Source organism: Achromobacter maghribensis, assembly GCF_057334215.1.
The window spans coordinates 27,795-44,360 of the sequence record NZ_JBHFII010000061.1; the positions used below are offsets into that span (position 1 = coordinate 27,795).

Sequence of the window (16,566 nt, forward strand, 5' to 3'; positions counted from 1 at the left end):
ACGACGCCCGCACGCCGTAGACCCAGGCCCGCCCCTGATTGATCTCGACGCGGCCATGGTCCAGCGCCAACTGCTCCAGCGTGCCGGCCGGGCTGATCAGCAGCGTCATCGAGACATCCGGCAGGTAACGCCAGCCATCGCGCTCCTGCAAGCCGACGTAGGCATTCGAGAAGGTGTGCAGCGTCTGCAGTTTGGCGTCCAATAGCGCCGCCTTGCCATCTTCGGGCGTCACCAGCCACAGGCCGGCCGCCACCCGCTGCACGCGTTCGTAGCGTGCGGGCGACAACGCCGCACCGCGCGGATCCACGAATTGCCATTTTTCATCGCGGCGCACGGCCAGCACGCCGCCGTCGCGAATCGGCGCGGCTTGCGAGCGCAGCACGTCCGGCGACAGTGCCCAGTGGCCATTGTCATCCAACAGACCCCACCAGCCGTTGTAGCGGGATTCGCGCAACTGGGCAGGCAGATAGCCCTCGGTGGGGGCGCCCAGCGCCATTACGCCCGCAGGCAGGGAGGCCGCCTTGCCCGTGGCGATATTAAAGAGGCGCGGCGGCGTGGGCACTTCGATCGACGCCAATTTCTGTCCGGGCCGGAAACCCCATGTGCGCGTGCCCAGCTCGAAGGTCTTGATGACCTTGCCCTGACGATCGATCAGCACGTCGCGTTCGTCTTCTTCGGCCAAGGCCGTGCCTTCGGCATTGAATCCCGACGCGCTGCCGAAGCGTGGCTTGATGACCCACTGGCCCCGGGTGTCGATGTAGCCCCAAAGACCGTCCTGGCTGACCGCGGCCAGGCCATTCTGGAACGGAGAGGCCTCGGCGTAGGCGGGGGTGATCGCCATGCGTCCTTGCTTGTCGAGGTAGCCCCAGACGCCCGCCGGGTCGTCGGCCGAGCCAGTCAGCACGGCCGCCAGGCCTTCGCTGTAGGCCTGATGGCAGTACGTGTCGGAGCCTTGGCCGTAGTAGCTGGCGGTGCACCGGCTGATCCACGAATCGGCGTGCGCCGTGCTGGCCAGGCTGGGCAGGGCAAACGCCAAGGCCAGCGTCAGGGGCTTGATCGCGGCCCTCATTGCACGAGGGCGCGGGGCAGGCCCGCGGGAAGGAATGCGCCAAGCCGGACGTGCCACATGTCAGCTGCCTGTCAAAAATTGGGAGAGGCAGCACTGTAACCAGCAGTAGCAAACAATAAAGCGGCAAATGTAACGATTAAGAAGAAAACGTTAATACGACGACGCCCTCATGGCCTCGGGACGCGCCTGGAAAAGCAGATTTACTGTGTCAAAATGATGCGCCGCTACCCGGACCCTCCACAGGCGCATGACTGCTTCCGCTGCGTTATCCCCGCATCCAGTGCCCCTCGTTTCGGAAGCCTGCGCTCCTTATCGGGCCGAGTTGGCCCGCCTGCTTTACCGGCAGTCATACGGCGTGCTGTTCGCCAACTTCGCCATCGTCATTCCGGTCGCCTACGTGATGCGGGCCAGCGTGCCGATCTGGCTGCTGGCCGCCTGGGCCGCCGCGCTGTATCTGCTGACGGCGCTGCGCGTGGTCGTGAACCGCCGTTTCCTGCGGCGTCAGACCGCGCCCGCCGAGTTGCAAACCTGGGTGTCGACGTTTTGCGCGCTGTCGTGGTTGTCGGGCCTGCTATGGGGCCTGGCCGGCTTGGCGGCGGTGCTGTCGGACGACGGCATGATGCTGGCGTTTGGCTGCGTGATGCTGGCCGGCATGTGCAGCGGGGCGGTGCCGTCGCTATCGGCCTATCCGCCCGCCTACGCGGGATCGGCGCTGGGCATGCTGGCGCCGTTCACGGTGGCCTGCCTGATCCAGGGCGATGCGCTGCACCTGATTTATGCGGCCTTCGCGTTCTGCCTGCTGGGCGTGAACATGTATTTCAGCGCCATCACGTACCGCAGCCTGAAGACCACCGTGTCGCTGCGATTCGAAAACCTTGGGCTGATCGACGACCTGCAGCGCGAACGCGACCGCGTGGCGGCTGCCGACCAGGCCAAGACCCGCTTCCTGGCCGCCGCTGGGCACGATCTGCGCCAACCCGTGCATGCGCTGGGCCTGTTCACCGACATCCTGGCCAGCCGCGCCCAGCAAGGCGATGCCACCCCGCAGGACGTACTGCACGTTGCGCGGCGCCAGCAAACCGTGTTGGCCAGCCTGAACCGGTTGCTGGACGGCCTGCTTGACGTGTCGCGCATGGATGCGCACCTGCTGCGCATCGAACGCCGCCCGGTCGACCTGGACGCGTTGTTCGACGAGATAAGACAGGATTTTGAACCGCAGGCGCAGGCGCAGGGGTTGCGCCTATCGGTACTGCCCACGCATCTTGTGCTGGAGACCGACCCGACCTTGTTGCGCCGCATTCTGCATAACCTGCTGAGCAATGCACTGTCGTACACGCCCCAGGGGGGTGTGCTGCTGTGCGCCCGCTCGCGGCAGGGCGGTGCGCTGATCCAGGTGTGGGACACCGGCGTCGGCATCGCGCCGGATGCACAAGACGCCGTCTTCAATGAATTCACGCGGATCGGCAACGCGCCGGCGGGCCAAGGCCTGGGCCTGGGGCTGGGGCTGGCCATTGTGCGGCGGCTGACGGGCTTGCTGGGCTTTGAAATCCGGCTGCGGTCCACGCCGGGCAAGGGCTCGGTGTTCTCGGTCCATGCGCCCGCGTTGATCCCGCCGGGTCACATTCCCCCCGAGCATGTAGCGGACAAAAATTAATCGGTTGAAGTCCCGGCTTGGCCCTTCTGTAATGGATGCCACGCGCCTTTGACGCCAGTGCGCGGCGCCAGACAGGAGAGCACCATGCCGTCCCCGTTTGCCAAGTCTTACCCCGATGCCTCGCGGCTGTGGCTGCTGGTGTTGGCCGGCGGCATCGTCATGGGCCTGGCCCTGGGCGTGCGCCATGTACAGGGTCTGTTCCTGCTGCCGGTCTCGATGGACCGGGGCTGGAGCCGTGAAACCTTCGCCATGGCGATGGCCGTGCAGAATCTCACCTGGGGCATCGCCCAGCCCTTCACCGGCATGATTGCCGACCGCTACGGATCGGCCAAGGTCATTGGCGGGGGGCTGGTGTTCTACGCGCTGGGACTGGTGGGCATGGCGCACGCGGCGACGCCTGCCGCCTTCCTGCTGACGGCGGGCGTGTGCATCGGCATCGCGCTATCCGGCACCGCGTTCGCCGTCATCTATGGCGCGCTGAGCCGGCTGGTGCCGCCCGAACGCCGGGGCTGGGCGCTGGGAGTGGCGGGCGCCGTGGGCGGATTGGGCCAGTTCATCATGGTGCCAGCCGCGCAATGGCTGATCGGTGGCGGGGGATGGGTCAGCGCCCTGCTGGTGTTCGCGGTGCTGCTGGCTATCGTCCTGCCTTTGGCCTGGCCGTTGCGTGAACCGGCCCGCGCCGCGCACGACCCGGCCGCGCCGGATGCCGGCCTGTCCCTGCGCGCATCGATCCGCGAAGCGTTCGCCCAGCCGGGTTTCTGGCTATTGAACCTGGGGTTTCTGGCTTGCGGCTTCCAGCTGGCGTTCATTGGCACACACTTGCCCGCGTACCTGATGGACAAGGGCCTGCGCGCGTCCGACGCGGTGGGCGCGCTGGCAATCATCGCGCTGACCAATGTGATGGGCACGTATGCCTGCGGCATTCTGGGGGCGCGGCATCGCCGCAAGTACCTGCTGGCCGGCATCTATCTGGTGCGTACCGCGGCCATCGCGCTGTTCCTGTTGCTGCCCCTGTCCACCTGGACGGTCTATGCCTTTGCGGCCGTCATGGGTTTCATCTGGCTGGGCACGGTGCCGCTGACCAACGGGTTGATCGCGCAGGTATTCGGCGTGCGGTACCTGACCACGCTGTTCGGCTTCGTGTTCTTCGGCCACCAGCTGGGGTCGTTCCTGGGCGTGTGGCTGGGTGGCATCGTGTTCGAGGCCACCCGGTCTTATGACCTGATCTGGTTGATCGCGATGGCGCTGGGCGTCTTGTCGGCCATGTTGCATTGGCCGATCGATGACCGCGAAATCACGCGGAGGCAGACCGCCAGCGCGCCCGGCTGACGCTACAGCGGCCGGTGCTGCGTACCTGCGCCCATGGTGATGTGCCGCATGCGACAGGTTGCGGCCAGTCGGCGGCGAAGGTGTATTCCCACACCAGCCAGCCGCGCCCGTAGCGGTCCAGGTCTTCGGGCGCCTGGGACCAGAACGCATCCCCGCCGTTGACGGTGGAAGCCGCGCCGGAGGCGTCCAGCAAGACATAATGCGACGACAGATCGGTAGCCATTTTGCGCATCCCCGGGTGGGGAGTCGTGCTGTCATAGTAACGAGGCGAACCGGATTCGGCCCAGGCGCGCGCGCCGGTTCCAGCATGGCGCCGCGAAGCGATATCATGTCCCCCATCAGCAACCATAACGGGAAAGGCGATGAGCCAGGGGTTCGATGGGGTCAGGCCCGCGTCCGAATCGTCCATCGAGATCGGCTTCTTCTATGACGGCCGGCACTGCGTTGAACGCCTCCGCGTCAAGCCCACCGCCGCCAACCTGAAACGCGCCGCCGACCGCCGGGCAGCCATTTTGGAAGCCATTGCACGCGGCGATTTCGATTACGACGCCGAGTTTCCCAAGCGCGGCACGCTTCCGAAGCCATCACAGGGTTCCGCATGACAAGCCACACGCAACTGATCGTCAACGACCTTACGCCGCAGGCCTTTTCGGCTTACGGCTGGATGCTGGGCAAGCCCATGCCGGACGGCAATGGCGTGCCGCTGTTTTCCAATCCGGCCACGGATTTCTGGCAGGAACACCTGTTCAACACGGGCGCGGGCGGCGACGCCGAACTGCTGTGGGTCAACTACCGCAGCCCGTCCGTGGAAATTGCCAGTCTGGAAAAGCACCTGCTGACGCAACAGGCCATCGTGCCGCTGACGGGCCAGATCATCCAGGTGGTTGCAAAGAGCGCCGCCGACGGCAGCCCGGATCTCACCACGCTGGCCGCTTTTCGCGTGCCGCAAGGGCAGGGCGTCTGCATGCGGCCGGGTTGCTGGCATGCGACCCGTATCGTCGAGCACGAAGTCACTTGCCTGATGTTGACGCGCAGGTCCACGACGGTAGACCTGATCCAGCACCTGACCACCGAGGCGCGCGCCACGGAAAGCGCCATCGTGGAGATTCCCCTTCATCAGCTGGAAAGCCTGGCCGAAATGACGCCGGAAACCGCCATGCAATAAGCGCGGCCAGGCGCGCGGCGGAATCCCCGATTCATTCCGCCGTGGTCATTCCGCGTTGCGGCACGCCACACCCAGGCGCTTGAATAGCGGCCATTTGTTGCGGTAGCCGTCCGTCCAGCACATGGCGGTAAACGCTGCCAGGGGTTCGTCCACCGCGTGCACCACGATCTGCGCCGCCGCCGCATCGTCCTTCGGGCAGAAGGGCTGGCCGGGAGTCGGGTACAGCGCGCCTTCCCACACGGCGCTGTCGCAGTGTTCGCAGAAATTGGTCCACTGGCCGTTGCGTTCCGGGTTCTGCCGCACGGTGGGGGCCAGTGCGCGCAGCGTGCGTGCGACGGGGTCCGACAAGATGCCGACCTGCGACAGCAGCGCGGGCCCTTCGATGTGCTGCCATTGCGCAGGGCTGAATAGCCATTGGTGGAACGCGCCAGGGTCCAGCCCGGTGCTGTCCCCCTCTGCGTCCAGGTCAAGGTCGCCTTCCGTGCTCTCGTGGTCGGGCGGCACGGCCAGCGCGAACACGGGCGTGGATTCTCCACATTGCGGGCAGCGGCACGAAGCCTGCAACACGTAGTACGACGGTGCTCGCAGGTTTGCGCCCAGTTCGTCGCCGTCCTTCTCTTGATTCAGTATGCCCATGCCTGTTGTGTTGTTCCTGTGCGAACCCGTGCTGAACTTGCTGCACCGGTCCTTTTTCATCAACGGGAAATATGCCAGAATCGTTTTCCGGATTTCCTGCTTAGCCCGCGACGCTGCCGCCACCAGGGCGTTGCCAACATCAGCCACGTGTTGGAGCCACCATGCGCGACCGCCAGAGTAGCACTGGATTTTCCTCCGCCCTGCGTGGCAAGCCCGCGCGGTGGTTCACCGCGGCGCTGCTGGCAGGCGGTCTGGCCGGGTGTAGCTTCACGTCGCCGGACGAGGCAACCGGGTCGCAATCGGTGGGCATCCAGGGCGTGACGGGCCAGCAGGCGCGCAGCATCGCCCGCGAGGCCTACCTGTACGGCACGCCCATGGTCGCCAGTTACCAGACCATGTACGCGTTCAGCGTCGACAAGAACAACCCGCAATACAAGGGGCCGTTCAATACGGTGAACAGTATTTCGCGCGTCTTCACGCCCGAAGACACGGCATTCGTTACGCCGAACGCCGATACGCCTTATTCGTTCGCCATCCTGGACCTGCGCGCCGAACCCGTCGTCATTTCCGTGCCCCCCATGGAAAAGCGCCGTTACTTCGTCCTGCAGCTGATGGACCTGTACACATACAACTTTGCCTACATCGGCAGCCGCACCACCGGCAACGGCGGCGGCAACTTCCTGATCGCCGGCCCGCGCTGGAAAGGTAGCGTGCCCAAGGGCATCACCAAGGTGATCAAGTCGGAGACCGAACTGGTCAACATGGTGGGCCGGACCCAGTTGTTCAACCCGGCAGACCTTGAGAACGTCAAACGCATCCAGGCGCGCTACAAAATCCAGCCCTTGTCGGCCTTCGCCAAGCGGCCTGCGCCACCCGCGCCGCCTGCGGTGGACTGGATTCCGCCGGTGCCTCCCGGCGAAATGCGCTCGTCGCTCGAGTTCTACAACCAACTGGCTTTCCTGCTGCAATTCGCGCCTACGCACCCCACCGAAAAATGGCTGCGCGAACGTTTCGCCAGCATCGGCTTGAAGCCCGGGCAGCCCTTCAAAACCGAGGGCATGAACCCCGCATTGCGCCGCGCGCTGCAAGAAGGCATGCATTCGGCGCAGAACGACATCGACAAGAACCGCGCGGCGCTTGCCGGCAAGACCGACACGCTGTTCGGCGACCGCAACACGCTGAAGAACGACTATCTGTCGCGCGCCACCGGCACGCAGGTCGGCATCGGCGCCAACAGCCGCGATGAAGCGCTGTATCCGGTGCTGGAAAAGGACAGCCGCGGCCAGGAGCTGGATGGCCAGTACGCCTACAAGGTGCGTTTCGCGCCGCGCAGCCTGCCGCCGGTCAATGCGTTCTGGTCCATGACCATGTACGGGTTGCCCTCGCAGTTGCTGGTCTCGAATCCCATCAATCGCTACTTGATCAACTCGCCCATGCTGCCGTCCCTGAAGAAGGACGCAGACGGGGGCTTGACGATCTACATCCAGGCAAAATCGCCAGGCAAGGGCAAGGAATCCAACTGGCTGCCCGCGCCGCAAGGCCCGTTCATGGTGACGATGCGCTACTACTGGCCGAAGCCGGCCTTGCTGGAAGGCAAGTGGGAATCGCCGGAAATAGAGCGGGTGGCGCAATAGGCACATCGGCGCGCATCGCCTGGATTGGGACGCCGAAGACCGGCTGGGCCAAGGCCGGCCGCTTGTCCCATCGGGAGGGTTCAGGGGCATGAAGCGCAACTTCAACATCCACGATCTGCGTATCTTCTATACGGTCGTCATGACCGGATCGACGCGCCAGGCGGCGCAGGTGATGAACCTGACGCAACCGGCGATCAGCCACGCAGTCTCGCGCCTGGAAGCCGCCACGGGCGTGCAGCTGTTCGACCGTTCGCACAAGACCTTGCGGCCCACCGAGGCGGGGAAGTACCTGTACACCGAGGCCAAGTTCGTGCTGGACGAACTGGTGCGCATCGACGAAGCGCTGCACAGCATCGAGCAGTTCGGCGGCCGTGGCCTGCGCATCGCGTCGTCGCCGGCGCTGGCGCTGAGCTATGCGCCCGAGGCCGTGAAGCGCTACCTGGACGAACACGGCAAGCGGCCGTTCTCGGTCGACGTGGAGTCGTCGGTGCAGCTGATCAGCGCGGTGGAGACCATGCGGGCGGATTTCGGCCTGGGCGCGGTCGGGGGCGACAGCCCGCGCCTGCACTTCACGCCGTTCCTGCGCACCGACGTCATGGCCATCGCGCATCGCGAGCATCCATTGGCCAGACGCGGCGTGGTGGCCGTGGCGGATATCGCGCCTGACACCTTCGTTAAGCCACTTTGGTCCGACTACGTGGTGGCGCAGGGTGATACCGGCGATTCTGCGCAGCTGGAATTCGGCATGCAGGCGCATATGACGCTGGTGCCGGGAACCGTCCGTGCCGTGAAGGGCATCAGTTTGGTCAACGCGTTGTCGGCGTCCGACATCGCGTCGGTCTATCCCGATCTGGTGGCGCTGCCGCTGGCCTCGCGGCAGTGGTTCGAATTCGTGTTGATCACGCGCCGGGACGCACAGAACCACGAGCTGACCGGCCGGCTATTGGGGGCGCTGCACGCCACGGCGCAGGCGCGGCGCACAGGCGTCTATGCGGACACGATTCAGCTCATCAACTAGTGCGCTTCAGTCGGCCGGCGGTTGCCAGGGCAGGGACTGCAGGTCGCCGTCGATGCTGATGGCCTGCCCGCTGACCATCGCGCCGTAAGGGCTGGCCAGGAACAGCGCCATGTTCGCGATATCGGCGGCGCGCACGAACTGATGCAGACTGACGCCGGCCAGCTCCAGTTTGGTTTCTTCCTCTACCGTCAGCCCCATGTTGTGGGCGCGGGCGGCGATTACCCGGTCGATGCGCGGGCCCGCCACCAGGCCGGGCAACAGCGCATTCACGCGGATGCCATACCCGCCCAGCTCCACCGCCAAAGAACGCGTCAGCCCGACCACGCCCCATTTCGACGCGGTGTACGGCGTACGCATCGGGATGCCCATGCGGCCGGCAACGGAACTGATGTTGATGATGGCGCCGCCGCCGGACTGGCGCAGGGCGGGCACCGCGTGGCGCACGGTGTGGAATTGCGAGGCCAGGTTGATGTCCAGCGTGGCGCTCAGGTCGTCGGGCTGGATATCGGTGATGCGGGCGGTAGGGCCGGCAATGCCGGCATTGTTCACCAGCACGTCCAGCCCGCCCAGGTGCGCCAGCGCGGTCTCCATGTAGCGGTCGACGTCTTCGCGGCGGCTGACGTCGGCGTGGCTGGCGGCGTGGCGGCTGGCCGCCACGGCGTTCTTGTCCACGTCGCACAGGTGGACGCGGGCGCCGCGGTCGGCGAAGGCATCGGCCAGGGCCGCGCCGATGCCGCCTGCGCCAGCCGTGATGATGACGCGGCGGCCGCTCAGGTCCACCGGCAGGACGGTCGATTCATGCGGGTTCATTGCGCTATTCCAGAAGTGGGTGGGATCAGGGTTTCATCAGGCGGCAGGTGGATTCCTGCGGCGACGTGTAGATCTGGTCGCCGGGAATCTGCGCGATCAGTTTGTAGTAGTCCCACGGCCCCTTGGATTCGGACGGCTTCTTCACCTGCATCAGGTACATGTCGTGCACCATCAAGCCGTCGGCGCGGATGCGGCCGTCCTTGGCGAAGAAGTCGTTCACCGGGTTGGCCTTGAGCCATTTCATGATGGCGTCGCCGTTCGTGGTGTTGGTGGCCTGCACCGCCTTCAGGTAGGTGGTCGTCACCGAATAATCGCCGGCCTGCAGCATCGACGGCTTCTTTTTCATGCGCTCCTCGAAACGCGCCGCCCATTTGCGCGAGGCGTCGTCCTGGTCCCAATACCACGCCGTGGTCAGGTACATGTCCTGCGCCGCAGCCAGACCCAGCGCGTGGATATCGGTGATCAGCACCAGCAGGCCGGCGATCTTCATCCCGGGCGTCAATCCGAATTCCGCGGCCGCCTTGACGGCATTGCTGGTGTCGTTGGCGGAATTCGCCAGCCCCAGCACCGTGGCGCCCGACGCTTGCGCCTGCAAGATGAACGACGAGAAATCCGCCGTGTTCAACGGGTGCCGCACGCGGCCCTTCACCTGGCCGCCATCGGCCTGAACGACCGCCGACGCGTCGCGCTCCAAGGCGTGGCCGAACGCGTGATCCACGGTCAGGAAGTACCAGTCTTTATTGCCGGCCTTCAACATGGCCCGCGCCGTGCCGCGAGACAGCGACACGGTGTCGTACACGTAGTGCACCGTATAAGGCGTGCATTGCGCGTTGGTCAGCTCGGACGCGCCGGCGCTCACCACGAAGAACGGCGCCTTCTTTTCTTCAGCCACCTTCGCCATCGCCAGCGCCGCCGCGGAATTGGCGCCCGCAATCAGCATGTCGACGCCTTTCTGGTCCAGCCATTCCCGCGCCCGCGACGACGCGATGTCGGCGCGGTTCTGGTGGTCGGCCACCAGCACTTCGATCTTCTTGCCCGCCACGGCGCCACCCATGTCCGCCACCGCCATCTTGATGGCTTCGGCGCCACCAGGGCCGTCCGCATCGGCGGACAAGCCCGACATGTCGGTGATGAAGCCGATGCGGATCACGCCGTCATCGGCGCTGGCCACGCCGCCCAGGCTGAGCAATACGGCGGCTGCGGCCGCATTCAAGGTCTTCTTCATGGTGTTGTCTCCCCGCGAGGGTTGTTGTGTTATTTCCGGCACCGCGTCAGAACGAGACGTTGTTCCGGCCTTTCAGTTGCAGGATCTCGCGCGCGTCGTCCGGCGTGGCGATGGTCAGCGACAGGTCTTCAAGAATGCGACGGATGCGCCGGACCTGATCCGCGTTCGAATGCGCCAGTTCTCCGGGCCCGTCCCACAGCGAATCCTCCAGGCCCACGCGCACATAGCCGCCCATCGTCGCAGCCTGGGTGGCCAGCGGCGTCTGCTTGCGTCCGGCGGCCAGCACCGACCAGCGGTAGGCGTCGCCGAACAGGCGATCAGCCGTGCGGCGCATCATCATCACGTCTTCCGGGTGCGTGCCGATGCCGCCGCGAATGCCGAAGACGGACTGGATCAAAAAGGGCGGCTTCAGCAGACCCTTGTCGACGAAATGCGCCGCCGTGTACAAATGCCCGATGTCGTAGCACTCGATCTCGAAGCGCGTGCCGTTGTCGCTGCAAGCCGTCAGGATGTGTTCGATGTCCTTGAACGTGTTCTTGAAGACCAGGTCGTTGCTGCCTTCCAGGTACGGGCGTTCCCAGTCGTGCTTGAAGTCCTTGAAGCGCTCCAGCAATTCATACATGCCGAAGTTCATCGACCCCATGTTCAACGAAGCGACCTCCGGCTTGAATGTCGTGGCGGGCAACATGCGTTCGCTGACCGGCAGCACGGGCGACCCGCCGGTGGTGATGTTGATGACCACGTCGCTGGCGGCCTTGATGCGCGGCAGGAATTGCGCGTAAAGCGCGGGGTCCTGCGTGGGCCTGCCGGTATCCGGATCGCGGGCGTGCAGATGCACGATCGCCGCCCCGGCCTCGGCCGCTTCCAGCGCCGACTGCGCGATCTGCTCGGGCGTCACGGGCAGATGCGGCGACATCGACGGCGTGTGCACCGAACCAGTAATGGCGCAGGTGATGATGACATTGCTCTTGGGCTTTTTCATGCGGCCCATTCTGTCGCACGGTCCAGGCCTTGTCACCTGAACAGAAATTATCAACTGATAGGCTTTACGGTGCTGCGGCGCAACGTGAACGCCGGGCGTTACCGGCATGCGTAAAAAAGCCGCCGCCCGGGGGGGCGGCGGCTCTACGGGAAAACACCATCAAGTCTGGTCTTTGGTCGGCGACTTCGGGCCGTTCGTCTTAACCGATTCGATGCCCTTGTCCCGCGCTTGCGAGGTCGAGTACATCTCGCTGCGCCCGACCGATTCGCCATTCGCCGCCACCAGCGTGAAATAGTGCGAACCGTCTTTTGCCGTCTTGTGCATATAGCGCGCATCGTCGGCCGAGTACTTTTGCACGGCGGCGACGCCGCCCTCGGCCGAGGTCTTGGTCGTGTATGGCTCGCTGGTCAGAATCACCTCGTGATTCCCCGCGTGCAGATTGAACATGAACTGCGTCCCGCTACGCTTCAGTACAAAGTAACCGCTCATCGTCGTCTCCATTCTTGTTGAAGGGGTAACGCCTGGGCAACTTGCAGAACGCCGGGTGGCGTGCGCCGAGAATACTTGATGCGCGCGATTTTGGGATAGCGGGCTGAAATACAATCGACGGCTATGCCCGACAGCCCGATTCTTCGCCCGACTTCCCCCCAGACTCCCCGCAACGGATACGTCCTGGCGGTGGACCTGGGTGGCACCCGCTTTCGCGCGGCGCTGGTGGACGAAGACGGCGGTATCGCCCATTCCTGCGTGATGGATAGCCCCGCCGGGGCAGGCCCCCACCCCGGTTGGGACGAGATCGATGCCGACGCCTGGTGGCGCGGCCTGCAATCCCTGTCCGACGCCTTGGCCGCGCAAGCGGGCGCGGCGTTCGACACCGTGCAGGCTGTTGCGATCTGCGGCGTGACACGCACCCAGGTCTTCGTCGACGCGCAAGGCGCCGCTATCCGCCCGGCCATCACGTGGCGCGATACGCGTGCCGCCCCGGATGTGGCGGGATGGCTGGCTGCAATGCCGGCCGGGCATCCCGAAGGCCAGCAGATCAACGCTTTCCATCCCTGGGCGCGCGTGGCGTGGCTGCTGCACGCCGAGCCGCAGCATGCCGCGCGGGTGCGCGTCGTGCTGGAACCGAAGGACTACCTGAACTTCCGCCTGACGGGCAGGGCAGCCAGCGACACCGTTTCCATGGCGCGCCTGGCAGCGGCTGCTTGCGAACATGCGCAGGGGCCTGGCCTGCTGGCGGCCTTGGGCGCCGACCCCGCGTGGGTGCCACCCCTGCTGTCTCCTCTGGATGTCGTCGGCCCCGTGCAAGCCGGCTTGGGCGGCGCGCTGGCCCGTCTGGCGGGCCGCAGCGTCATCGCGTGCGCCAACGACACCTGGGCGGCTGTCGCAGGTTTGGGCGCGCTGCGAGACGGCTACGCTTACAACATATCGGGCACGACCGAGGTCTTTGGCGCGGTGGGCGCAGAACCTGTCCAGGCGCAGGGCCTGATGACCGTGGATTGGGGCAACGGCACTCACCAGATTGGCGGCCCCGGCCAGAACGGCGCCGACACGGTGGCCTGGCTGCTGCCGCTGCTGGGCCGCCTGGGCGCTGAGGGGATGGCAGACGTCGGCCCCGCCATGGACGCGTTGCTGGGCGCACCCCGCGACCCGCAGCCGGCCTTGTTTCTACCCTACCTGCAAGGCGAACGCGTGCCGTACTGGGATCCGAACCTGCGCGGCGCCTTCATTGGCTTGAATCGCCGCCATGGTCCGGGCGACCTGGCCTGGGCCGTGCTGGAAGGCGTGGCCTTCCTGAACCGTACCGTCCTGGAACGCGCCGAGGCCGCCCTGGGCGCGCCGGTCGGGGAAATCCGCTTCGGCGGCGGCGCGGCGGCCAGCCCGCAGTGGTGCCAGGTCAAGGCCGACATCTGCGAGCGCGCCATTGTCGTGGGCCAGGCCGAACAGCCGGGTGTCGTGGGCGCTGCCGTCGCCGCCTGGACCGCGCTGGGCCGCTACGACGGCTTCGCTGCGGCGCAGGATGCCCTGGTGCGCACCGCGCACCGCTACGAGCCCCAAGCTCACCGCCGCGACGCCTACCGCCAGATGTACGCGCAATTCCGTGCAGCGGAAGCCGCGCTGATGCCGGTGTCGCATGATCTGGCCGGGATGCGCCTGCCGTAAAAACCCTAGGTACGGCGCGGCGACACGACCGTCCTGCGCCGCGCCGCCCGGGTATAAACTGCTACGCCATCAGGGCGTGAACGCCCGGCAGGCGGTGGATAACCCTTGCACTACAACGAATACCAACGCAGCAAGGGTTGAGTCGATGCGCGGCATCCTGGAAAAGTACGGCACGGCAATCGCGGGATTGATCCTGGTGGGCTTCTTCGCCATCGCCGCTCCAAATTTCGCGGCGCCCAACAATCTGCTGAACATTGCCAAGGAAACCAGCTTCCTGGCCATCATCGCCATCGGTTTCACGCTGGCGCTGGTGACCGCCGAACTGGACCTCTCGGTCGCCGATGTTGCCAGCCTGGCCGCCGTCGTCACGGGAGCCCTGGTACACACCGGTCAACCCGTGCCGGTCGCCATTGCCGCGGGCTTGGGCATCGGCCTCGTCTGCGGCCTGGTCAACGGTATCGCCGTCACCCGTCTGCGCGTCCCGTCCCTGATCGCCACATTGGGCATGGCGGCCATGGCGCGCGGCTTCGCCTTCATGTTGACCGATGGCGTGTCCTATGTGGGGCGCTGGCCTGCCGCGTTCACCGACCTGGCCCGCGCCAAGCCCTTCGGCATTCCCGCGCTGGTGCTGTGGATGCTGGGCGCGGTGCTGGTCGCCTATTTCCTGATCAAGTGGACCCGCACCGGCGCCCGCATGACGGCCACTGGCGAAGCGGGGGAATCCGCGCGGCTGGCCGGCATCAACATCGGCACCATGAAGCGCATCGGCCTGGCCCTGTCCGGCCTCTGCGCGGGGCTTGCGGCCGTGCTGCTGACGTCCAGCCTGTCGTCCGCCGCGCCCAACATGGCCGGCGACTACTTCCTGTACGCCATTGCCGCCGTGTTGCTGGGCATGACCATGTTCAATCCCGGCCACGCCAACATCCCCGGCACCCTCGTCGCCGCATTGATCCTGAAGGTGCTGGGCAACGGCCTGGTGCTGATGGGCGCGCCGTACTACGTGCAGGACATCGTGCTGGGCTTCATCATGATCGCGTCCGTCGCGGTGTCATCGGCCGTACTGAAGAAAGCGGCCTTCAAATTCTGATTCGAAGGGGAAACCACCATGACCAAAACCTTGAAGCGCACGCTGCTGGCCAGCGCATTTGCCTTGCAGTCGCTGGCTGCCAGCGCTGCCTACGCGTTCGACGTGGGCATCGTCGCCTTTCAGATGTCGTCCGAAACGCATGCCCGCGTGGCCAATGCCGCGGCCGAGGCGGCTCGCGCCAAGGGCTGGACGGTCACACAACTGAACGCCGAAGGGTCGCTGCCCAAGCTGGCCGAACAGCTGGACACCCTGGTCAACAAAAAGGTCGGCGCCATCGTCGTCGCCATGGGCAAGCCCGTGGAAACCGACGCCCAGCTGCAAGCCGCCAAAGAGAAGGGCATTCCCGTCGTGGGCGTGATGTCGGGCGCCAGCCCGCACATGCTGTTCGACGTCGAAGTCAACGAATACGCTACCGGCGCGCAATCCGTGCTGTATCTGCTGGGCAAGATGGGCTACCAGGGCAACATCCTGTCCGCCCGCTTCGACGGTAACTCGGGCACGCGCGTCCGCGGCAAGATGCTGGATGCCGTCCTGACCGAGAACACGGCCGTCAAGGATCTGGCCAAATTCAGCATGGCCCGCACGCAAAGCTGGCGCGATGACGTGCGCAATGGCATGCAGGCGCTGTTCCTGCGCCACCAGGGCCAGTTCAAAGGCGTCTGGGCATCGTTCGACGGCCAGGCCTACGTCATCGACGACCTGCTGCAATCCCAAGGCATGAAGAAAGGCGACATCACCCTGGTGTCCGTCGATGGCGGCCCGGAAACCTATCGCCGCATCGCCGACCCCAACAGCCTGATCACCGCCACCATGATGATCCCGTTTGAGCAGTTGGGCGCAAGCGCCATCGACGCCATCGACCGCATCGTCGTCAAGAAGGAACCCAAGGACAAGGTCGTCGCCGGGCCGTACCTGTTCATGGACTCCGTGCTGGTCGACGCTGGCAACGTCCAGAATTTCCTGCAACCCGCCGCAAAGTAACCGTGACCACCATGACCGCCGCGCTGTCGCTACGCCAGATCCGAAAGTCCTATGGGGCGGTCGAGGCCTTGAAGGGCGTCGATCTGGACGTGCCCGAGGGCCGCGTCATGGCCATCTGCGGCGACAACGGCGCCGGCAAATCCACGCTGATCCGCATCATCTCCGGCGCGCAGGAACCCTCGGGCGGGGAACTCAGCCTGAACGGCCGGAAGGTCGTGTTCGGGTCCCCCCATGACGCCCTGGTGCAAGGCATTGCGACGATCTACCAGGATCTGGCGCTGGCGCCGCGCCTGTCCATCTGGGAAAACGTCTTCATGGGCGCGGAACTCGTGCGTCGCGTGGGGCCGTTCAATGTGCTGGACAAGCGCCGCATGGCGTTGGACGCGCGCGGCTATCTGCAACGCCTGTCGGTACCCATCGACGACATGGACCGTCCCGTCGAACGCATGTCCGGCGGCCAACGCCAAGCCGTCGCCATCGCCCGCGCGCTGCGCTGGGATGCCCGCGTCGTCATCATGGACGAGCCCACCGCAGCGCTCGGCGTCAAGGAAACGGCGCTGGTGCTGAACCTGGTGCGCAAGCTGCGCGAGGAAGGGCGCACCGTGATCCTGATCAGCCACAACATGGCCGACGTCGTCGCCCTGGCCGACCGCGTCGCGATCCTGAAGAGCGGCGCCAAAGTCATCGAACGCGACGTGGCCGGGCTGAATGCCGACGCCCTGGCGCATATGGTGATGACGGGCAGGGAATGAGTTGGGGCGGGCATAGCAGGTACTGATTGCAGCAAGAAAAAGGCCCCCCCCCGGGTTACCC

Annotated in this window: 17 protein-coding genes; 10 read left to right on the forward strand and 7 right to left on the reverse strand. The window is 65.7% G+C overall.

The genetic code is table 11. From position 1 onward, the window contains the following. Nucleotides 1-1,069: WG repeat-containing protein (locus tag ACE039_RS26260; protein ID WP_485823745.1), on the reverse strand; the 1,069-nt coding region annotated here is incomplete at its 3' end. A 247-nt stretch (nt 1,070-1,316) separates the two neighbouring features. Here ACE039_RS26260 and ACE039_RS26265 point away from each other — a divergent pair. After that, nucleotides 1,317-2,723, forward strand: coding sequence for a sensor histidine kinase (locus tag ACE039_RS26265; RefSeq protein WP_485823746.1), 1,407 nt, complete (start codon nt 1,317-1,319; stop codon nt 2,721-2,723). 84 nt (nt 2,724-2,807) lie between these two features. Next, nucleotides 2,808-4,052 (forward strand): MFS transporter, encoded by a 1,245-nt coding sequence (locus ACE039_RS26270; RefSeq protein ID WP_485823747.1) that lies wholly within the window; start codon nt 2,808-2,810, stop codon nt 4,050-4,052. Here the strand turns inward: ACE039_RS26270 and ACE039_RS26275 are convergent. Further along, on the reverse strand, nt 4,018-4,275 hold the full coding sequence (locus ACE039_RS26275; RefSeq protein WP_485823748.1) for a hypothetical protein: 258 nt from the start codon (nt 4,273-4,275) through the stop codon (nt 4,018-4,020). The genes ACE039_RS26270 and ACE039_RS26275 overlap by 35 nt on opposite strands. Nucleotides 4,276-4,414: 139 nt before the next feature. Between ACE039_RS26275 and ACE039_RS26280 the strand changes: the two genes are divergently transcribed. Together ACE039_RS26280 and ACE039_RS26285 are read left to right on the forward strand one after the other, a co-directional pair. Beyond that, complete coding sequence (locus tag ACE039_RS26280) at nt 4,415-4,654, forward strand: Arm DNA-binding domain-containing protein (RefSeq protein ID WP_448707998.1); 240 nt, start codon at nt 4,415-4,417, stop codon at nt 4,652-4,654. Further along, on the forward strand, nt 4,651-5,217 hold the full coding sequence (locus ACE039_RS26285; RefSeq protein ID WP_485823749.1) for an ureidoglycolate lyase: 567 nt from the start codon (nt 4,651-4,653) through the stop codon (nt 5,215-5,217). Before ACE039_RS26280 ends, ACE039_RS26285 begins: the two co-directional genes overlap by 4 nt. A gap of 45 nt (nt 5,218-5,262) precedes the next feature. Here ACE039_RS26285 and ACE039_RS26290 read toward each other — a convergent pair whose 3' ends face one another. Continuing rightward, nucleotides 5,263-5,853: a hypothetical protein gene (locus ACE039_RS26290; RefSeq protein WP_485823750.1), complete on the reverse strand. Its 591-nt coding sequence runs from the start codon at nt 5,851-5,853 to the stop codon at nt 5,263-5,265. A gap of 161 nt (nt 5,854-6,014) precedes the next feature. Here ACE039_RS26290 and ACE039_RS26295 point away from each other — a divergent pair, with 161 nt between their 5' ends. Both ACE039_RS26295 and ACE039_RS26300 read left to right on the forward strand, forming a co-directional pair. Further along, nucleotides 6,015-7,487, forward strand: a complete 1,473-nt coding sequence (locus ACE039_RS26295) for a DUF1254 domain-containing protein (protein WP_448707994.1) — start codon at nt 6,015-6,017, stop codon at nt 7,485-7,487. Between the two features lie 88 nt (nt 7,488-7,575). Further along, nucleotides 7,576-8,505, forward strand: a complete 930-nt coding sequence (locus tag ACE039_RS26300) for a LysR family transcriptional regulator (protein WP_485823751.1) — start codon at nt 7,576-7,578, stop codon at nt 8,503-8,505. Nucleotides 8,506-8,511: 6 nt separating this feature from the next. Here ACE039_RS26300 and ACE039_RS26305 read toward each other — a convergent pair whose 3' ends face one another. From ACE039_RS26305 to ACE039_RS26320, 4 genes are all read right to left on the reverse strand, one after another. Next, entirely contained in the window at nt 8,512-9,315 is an 804-nt protein-coding gene (locus ACE039_RS26305) for an SDR family oxidoreductase (protein ID WP_448707993.1), read from the reverse strand. Between the two features lie 25 nt (nt 9,316-9,340). After that, nucleotides 9,341-10,540: an ABC transporter substrate-binding protein gene (locus ACE039_RS26310; RefSeq protein ID WP_485823752.1), complete on the reverse strand. Its 1,200-nt coding sequence runs from the start codon at nt 10,538-10,540 to the stop codon at nt 9,341-9,343. A gap of 46 nt (nt 10,541-10,586) precedes the next feature. Next, nucleotides 10,587-11,522 carry a 3,5-dioxohexanoate:acetyl-CoA acetone transferase gene (gene kce, locus ACE039_RS26315; RefSeq protein ID WP_313458666.1) on the reverse strand — a complete coding sequence of 312 codons (936 nt, stop codon included), beginning with the start codon at nt 11,520-11,522 and terminating at the stop codon, nt 10,587-10,589. A gap of 159 nt (nt 11,523-11,681) precedes the next feature. After that, nucleotides 11,682-12,011 (reverse strand): YegP family protein, encoded by a 330-nt coding sequence (locus tag ACE039_RS26320; protein WP_448707990.1) that lies wholly within the window; start codon nt 12,009-12,011, stop codon nt 11,682-11,684. Nucleotides 12,012-12,134: 123 nt separating this feature from the next. Between ACE039_RS26320 and ACE039_RS26325 the strand changes: the two genes are divergently transcribed. The 4 genes from ACE039_RS26325 to ACE039_RS26340 all read left to right on the forward strand — a co-directional run bounded on the left by ACE039_RS26325 (nt 12,135) and on the right by ACE039_RS26340 (nt 16,505). Beyond that, nucleotides 12,135-13,685, forward strand: a complete 1,551-nt coding sequence (locus ACE039_RS26325; protein ID WP_485823753.1) for a xylulokinase — start codon at nt 12,135-12,137, stop codon at nt 13,683-13,685. A gap of 145 nt (nt 13,686-13,830) precedes the next feature. Further along, on the forward strand, nt 13,831-14,772 hold the full coding sequence (locus ACE039_RS26330; protein ID WP_105560066.1) for an ABC transporter permease: 942 nt from the start codon (nt 13,831-13,833) through the stop codon (nt 14,770-14,772). Nucleotides 14,773-14,790: 18 nt separating this feature from the next. Then, nucleotides 14,791-15,753: a sugar ABC transporter substrate-binding protein gene (locus tag ACE039_RS26335; protein WP_485823754.1), complete on the forward strand. Its 963-nt coding sequence runs from the start codon at nt 14,791-14,793 to the stop codon at nt 15,751-15,753. Nucleotides 15,754-15,764: 11 nt separating this feature from the next. Further along, nucleotides 15,765-16,505, forward strand: a complete 741-nt coding sequence (locus ACE039_RS26340) for an ATP-binding cassette domain-containing protein (protein ID WP_485824084.1) — start codon at nt 15,765-15,767, stop codon at nt 16,503-16,505. Nucleotides 16,506-16,566 lie beyond the last annotated feature (61 nt).